This is a genomic window from Rhodanobacter sp. FW021-MT20 (assembly GCF_041107475.1).
Classification (GTDB): domain Bacteria; phylum Pseudomonadota; class Gammaproteobacteria; order Xanthomonadales; family Rhodanobacteraceae; genus Rhodanobacter_A; species Rhodanobacter_A glycinis.
Window position 1 is genome coordinate 175,379 of sequence record NZ_JBGBPX010000003.1, and the last position, 6,241, is coordinate 181,619.

The 6,241-nt window shown below is 65.6% G+C and carries 4 protein-coding genes and 2 tRNA genes; 2 read left to right on the forward strand and 4 right to left on the reverse strand.

From position 1 onward, the window contains the following. Positions 1-28 precede the first annotated feature (28 nt). Positions 29-1,021, reverse strand: coding sequence for an RluA family pseudouridine synthase (locus tag AB7849_RS05735; RefSeq protein ID WP_081491773.1), 993 nt, complete (start codon positions 1,019-1,021; stop codon positions 29-31). A gap of 335 nt (positions 1,022-1,356) precedes the next feature. Here AB7849_RS05735 and AB7849_RS05740 point away from each other — a divergent pair, with 335 nt between their 5' ends. Further along, positions 1,357-4,497: an Rne/Rng family ribonuclease gene (locus AB7849_RS05740; protein ID WP_369500697.1), complete on the forward strand. Its 3,141-nt coding sequence runs from the start codon at positions 1,357-1,359 to the stop codon at positions 4,495-4,497. 80 nt (positions 4,498-4,577) lie between these two features. On the opposite strand, the gene AB7849_RS05745 is transcribed toward AB7849_RS05740, so the two are convergent. Then, positions 4,578-5,231, reverse strand: coding sequence for a response regulator (locus AB7849_RS05745; protein WP_008216427.1), 654 nt, complete (start codon positions 5,229-5,231; stop codon positions 4,578-4,580). 232 nt (positions 5,232-5,463) lie between these two features. Here AB7849_RS05745 and AB7849_RS05750 point away from each other — a divergent pair, with 232 nt between their 5' ends. Then, positions 5,464-5,709 carry a hypothetical protein gene (locus tag AB7849_RS05750; protein WP_008216425.1) on the forward strand — a complete coding sequence of 82 codons (246 nt, stop codon included), beginning with the start codon at positions 5,464-5,466 and terminating at the stop codon, positions 5,707-5,709. A gap of 35 nt (positions 5,710-5,744) precedes the next feature. Here the strand turns inward: AB7849_RS05750 and AB7849_RS05755 are convergent. Together AB7849_RS05755 and AB7849_RS05760 are read right to left on the reverse strand one after the other, a co-directional pair. Beyond that, positions 5,745-5,831: transfer RNA gene (locus AB7849_RS05755), tRNA-Leu, on the reverse strand. Positions 5,832-5,836: 5 nt separating this feature from the next. Continuing rightward, positions 5,837-5,926 (reverse strand) — tRNA-Ser (locus AB7849_RS05760). Positions 5,927-6,241: the final 315 nt, after the last annotated feature.

Consider the following 6,241-nt stretch of genomic DNA (forward strand, 5'->3'; position numbering starts at 1 on the left):
GACCAAAGCTCTGCCGGGCCGGCTGGGGCTACAGCGTCGACTTCTGACGCGTATAGACCAGCCTTTTCCCTTTCACGGCCAGCGTGTCCAGGAACACCTTCAGGTCATCCGGCAAGGGCGCGGAGAACCCGTAACTGCGACCGTCCAGCTCGAAACCCATGTGCGCCGCATGCAGGAACAGGCGGTTCAGACCGTACTCGCGCAAGCGCTTGTTCATCTCCTTGTCGCCGTACTTCGGGTCGCCGGCGATGGGATGACCGATATGCGCCGCATGCACGCGAATCTGGTGGGTCCGTCCGGTACCCAGCGTCGCCTGCATCAGCCGGGCGCCCGGGTATTGCTCCATCTCGCGGAAAAAAGTGAGCGATGGCTTGCCGTTATCGGACACCTTCACCATGCGCTCGCCCCCCTGGAGGATGGATTTCTGCAGCGGCGCATTGACGTCGAACTTGGCCTTGGATGGGTGCCCGACCATCAGGCACAGGTACTGCTTGGTCACTTCGCCGGCACGAATCGCCGCCTGCAGGCCGATCAAGCCGGCGCGGGTCCGCGCAAACACCAGTACGCCGCTGGTATCGCGATCCAGCCGATGGACCAGCTCCAGCGACTCGTTCGGCCGCGCCGCGCGCAGCAGCTCGATGGCCCCATGGCTGACCCCGCTGCCGCCGTGGCTGGCGATACCGGAGGGCTTGTCGATGACCAGGAAGTGCTTGTCCTCGAATAGGATCGCGTCCGTCACTTGGGCCACCATTTCGGCAGCCGGGCCGCGCCCGACCGGGCGCTCGGCCACCCGCACGGGTGGAATGCGCAGCGTATCACCCTCGGCGAGACGCGTATCCGGCTTGGCCCGCTTGCCGTTCACGCGCACCTGCCCGGTGCGCAACAGGCGGTAGATCATGCTCTTGGGAACCCCCTTGAGCATGGTCATCAGCGCATTGTCGATACGCTGACCGTCCCGCTCGGGGCCGATCTCGACTTGACGTACACCGTGAGGTGCGTCGGGGGAAGTTGCCGTCTGCATTGAAAAAAACCTGGCGAAATAGGATACTCGGCCGGCGCTATGCCCTACCCGCCGGAGTATCGGCGGCGAGGGGTGCCCACCCGTGACGTCGGCGAGGATTGCGCCGGTCGCCTTCCCCGGCAGCCGGTCGCTGCTCCCTTTCATCGTAACGGTTTGGGTTGCCATTTGTCCGCTGTTGTATGACACGGACGGCCCTGCGTGAGCCACGAATCATCCCGGAGCCGGTAACGGCGCCGTTTATTTGCCGCTTTACCGCAGCGGCGCGATCCCCGGCAGGCCGCCCTTTTCGGCGCCACCGAGGCACGCGACGCGCGGCAAGCCAAGGAAAACCTACAATGAAACGCATGTTGATCAACGCAACTCAGCGTGAAGAGTTGCGCGTGGCCATCGTCGATGGCCAGAATCTGTACGATCTCGACATCGAAATCCCGTCCCGCGAGCAGAAAAAGTCCAACATCTACAAGGGCCGCATCACTCGCGTCGAACAATCCCTCGAAGCCTGCTTCATCGACTATGGCGCCGAGCGCCATGGCTTCCTGCCGCTGAAGGAAATCTCCCGCAGCTACTTCACGCCCGGCCTCGACCCGCACAAGGCGAACATCCGCGAGCTGCTGAAGGAAGGCCAGGAAGTCGTCGTCCAGGTCGAAAAGGAAGAGCGCGGCAACAAGGGCGCGGCGCTGACCACCTACATCAGCCTGGCCGGTCGCTACATGGTGCTGATGCCGAACAACCCGAAAGCCGGCGGCGTCTCGCGCCGGATCGAGGGCGAGGATCGCCAGGCCCTGAAGGAAGCGCTTGACCACCTGAGCGTGCCCGACGACATGGGCCTGATCGTGCGCACCGCCGGCATGGGCCGCGACGCCGAAGAGCTGCAGTGGGACCTGGATTACCTGCTGCAACTGTGGAAGGCGATTTCCGGCGCCGCCGAAGCAAAGAAGGCACCGTTCCTGATCTATCAGGAATCGAAGCTGTTCATCCGCGCCCTGCGTGACTACCTGCGCAACGATATCGGCGAAATCCTCATCGACGAGGAATCGCTGTACAACGACGCACGCGACTTCATGCAGCAGGTGATGCCCAACGCCCTGCGCAAGCTCAAGCTGTACACCGACGATACGCCGCTGTTCTCGCGCTACCAGATCGAGACGCAGATCGAGAGCGCGTTCGACCGCCAGGTGCGCCTGCCATCCGGTGGTTCGATCGTGATCGACCAGACTGAAGCGCTGACCGCCATCGACGTCAACTCGGCCAAGGCCACCAAGGGCAGCGACATCGAGGACACCGCCTTCAACATCAATTGCGAGGCGGCAGTGGAGATCGCGCGTCAGGCTCGCATCCGCGACACCGGCGGCCTGATCGTGATCGACTTCATCGACATGGACAGCCCGCGCCACCAGCGCGAGGTCGAGGAAAAGCTGCGTGATGCGCTGAAGCTCGACCGCGCCCGCGTGCAGGTCGGCCGGATCAGCCGCTTCGGCCTGATGGAAATGTCGCGCCAGCGCCTGCGCCCGAGCCTGGGCGAAGCCACCCAGATCGTCTGCCCGCGTTGCGAAGGCCACGGCCAGATCCGCAGCGTGGAATCGCTGGCGCTGTCCACCCTGCGCCTGATCGAAGAGCACGCGATGAAGGACAACACCGGCCAGGTGCTGGTGCAGGCGCCACCGATGGTCGCCAACTTCATGCTCAACGAAAAGCGCGCCGGCGTGGTCGAAGTCGAGCTGCGCAACAAGGTGCATGTCGTCATCGTCTCCGACGAAAAGCTGGAAACGCCGCATATCCACATCCAGCGCATCAAGGAAGCGGACATGGGCGAGCACAGCAAGCCCAGCTACGAGCGGCTCACCGCCGTCGAGGAAGCGCCGATCCCGAAGATGGGCCAGGCGCTGGGCAGCAGCGAGCAGCCCGCCGTCTCCGGCGTGGTGCCGGCTACGCCGGCTCCCGTGCGCGAGGAACCCGTTGCTGCCCCGGTGGCCGCGGCCCCGGCTCGGCCGGCGCCACGTCGCGCGACCGCAGCCGCGCCGGCTGCCGCCAGTGGCGGCGTGATCGCGCGCCTGTTCGGCTGGTTCCGCGGTGGTGCCGCTGCCCCGGAAGCTCCCGCCCCGGCACCGAGCAAGCCGGCTGAAAAGCGCGAGAACCGCGACCGCAACAACCAGCGCGACGAGCGTCGCCAAGGCAATGCCGGCAATTCGCAGCGCTCGTCGCGCCGCGGTGGTGGCGAAGGCCAGCAGAACACCAAGGGCAATGCGCAACAGGGACGCAATCCGCGCCAGCGCAATGGCGAACAGGGCCAGCAGCCGACACGCCAGTCCACGCCAAAGCCCGAACGCAAACCCAAGGCTGCCAACGTGGCCTCCAGCGACTCGGCTGGCAACGAACGCAAGCCGCAGGCACAGGCTGCCGCCAAACCGGAACGCACCCCGCGTCCGGCCGCCGCCCCTGCCCCGGACACCGCCGTGCAGGAAGAACGCCTGACAGCCACCGTGCCAACCGAAGAGGCCAAGGTCGCCGCCGTGGCCAAGCCCGCTGTCGAGACAGCCCAGGACGCCGCAGAAGGCGCCGCCGACACCACCGAGAGCGGCCAGCGCCGTCGTCGTGGTCGCCGCGGTGGCCGTCGCCGTCGCCGCCATGACGAGACGAACACCACGGAGACGTCAGCCAACGCCGAGCAGGCCACGGCAGAGAACGACCAGGAACATAACGACACGCCCGCTCGCGCAAGCAAGGCTCCGGCCAGCCCATCCAAGGCCCCGGTGGAAGCCCAGCCAGCGGAAGCGCCGCGCCCGCGTGACGTCGCCAGCAGCTCGAACGCTCCGGCTCCGGCTCCGGCTCCGGCTCCGACCGCTGCTCCCGTCAGCAGCCCGGCGGCAGCCAGCCCGGCGCCGCGTCCCACGGTGGCCGTGGAAGCCAGCAAGTCGACTCCGAGCGAAACCGCTGCCGCAGAGGCCCCGAAGCCTGTCGCCGCCAAGCCGGCCGCCGCATCCGCCAGCTTCCAGTTGCCTACGCTGCCACCGATCCCGGTGACGTCCGGGGACGAGTCGGCGAAGCCTGCGGTGGAAACCGCCGAAGCGGCCAAACCCGCGACAGTCGCAGCGTCAGTGCCTGCCGCACGTGAGCCGGCCAGCGAACCGGCCAAAGCTGCCGATGCCGCCGCTGACCGACCGGTCAGCTCGCCGGCGCCTGTTGCTCCGGCTCCGGCTCCGGCCCCTGCCCCTGCCTCGGCCCCGGCAGCACCAAAGCCGGTCCATGCAGAACCCGCGCCCCAGCCGATCGTCAGCCCTGCTGAAAAGCCTGCCGTGACGACGGCCGCCACCCCGGTTCCGCAACCCACGCAGGGTGACTTGCTGGCATCGCCCGCAGCCCGCCCGGCCGCAACGGAAACGGCCAAGCCCGTGCCGGCCCCTGCCCCGTCTTCGCATGCCGGGACGGAACCGGGTGCGAACGACAAGCCCGGGCATTCGGATGCCACAGGCTCCTGATCGCAAATCATCGCGTTCCTGAAAAAGAAAAGGCCGGACTCAGTCCGGCCTTTTCTTTTGTTCCCCGATGAATGTTTTCGTCAGTTGCCGACCTGGTGGTTATGCGTATCCAGCAGGCCGTGAATGGTCATCAGGTGCGCCAGGCTGATCACGTGATCCACCTGCAATTTCTCCATCAAGCGCTGCTTGTAAGTGGATACCGTCTTCGGACTCAGGCTGAGTTGCTCGCCGATCGACGTCAGCGCCTTGCCGCGCACCAGCATCATGGCCACTTCCAGCTCGCGGGTGGACAGCGCATCGAAGGGGGAGCTGTCGCCATCCAGCGTTGCCAACGCCAGTTGTTGCGCCACCGCCGGAGCCAGGTAACGGCGCCCGCCAGCCACCTGGCGCACTGCGCCCAGCAGCTCGTCGGCCGAACAACCTTTGGTCAGGTAGCCAAGTGCACCGGCATCGAGCAGGCGCTTGGGAAAACGCGCGTCGTCGACCACGGTGACCACCACGATATGCGTGGGCAGATTCGCCCGCGACACCCGCTCGGTCAACTCGATGCCGCTCATCCCGGGCATATGGACGTCGACCAGGGCAATGGCCGGCTTCAGCGAGCGAATGAGGGAAAGGCCTTCCTCTGCCGTGCCCGCTTCACCACAAATGCGGATATCGGGCTGTTGCTCAAGAATCATCCTGAAACCGGTGCGGACCAGTTCGTGGTCATCCACCAGTACAACATCGATCATCGCATGAGCCCTCCCTGAATAGGCCAAGGCAAGTTAGGCGGGACACCGCGTTAATGCAAGCCTTTCCATCCACACATGCGCAGAAACCGAAGGCGCTGACACAACATGTAGGAAACCACCGACAGCACACTCACCCGTTGGATGGCAACATGCCGCAATGGGTCGATCAGAGGGGCGACCCGAAGCCATTGGCGTACTCCGCCCTCTCGAGGTCGCAAAGGAGCACACGGAAATGCTGATGGTGATCTACTCGCTTAGCCAGGCGTCCGACGACACCTGGAGCATTCGCCGCGCCGGCACCACCCTGTTCAGCCAGCTTCGTCTGGGCCCAGCCATCCAGTTGGCGCGTGAAACTGCCCGCGACGAGCACATGCGCTCCGGCCGCAGCATCAGCGTGGAAATGCCCGGGCCCGTCTCCAACATTCGCCTGGCCCAGTACGCCCGACAGGCACCGATGCCGCAAAGCGCGGTCGCCTGAGCCGGCAGGATCGCCATTTCGTCAAAGGATGCGACTGGTGCCCGGACCCGGGGTCGAACCGGGATGGGGTTGCCCCCGAGAGATTTTAAGTCTCTTGCGTCTACCTGTTTCGCCATCCGGGCCGGAATGGCGGAGAGAGTGGGATTCGAACCCACGGTAGGCTTGCACCTACGGCAGTTTTCAAGACTGCTGCCTTAAACCACTCGGCCATCTCTCCGTTTGTCTGCGCGAACAGGCGTACTGCGTACGCCCCTACGGCAGTTTGATTCCGGGCTTCCTGCCCTCCACCCCTGCGGGGCCGGCGACAACGTCGCCGTTCGCTACGGCATCCTGCCTTCGCGTCAAGACTGCTGCCTTAAACCACTCGGCCATCTCTGGCGTTTGTCTGCGCGAACAGGCGTACTGCGTACGCCCCTACGGCAGTTTGATTCCGGGCTTCCTGCCCTCCACCCCTCCGGGGCCGGCGACAACGTCGCCGTTCGCTACGGCATCCTGCCTTCGCGTCAAGACTGCTGCCTTAAACCACTCGGCC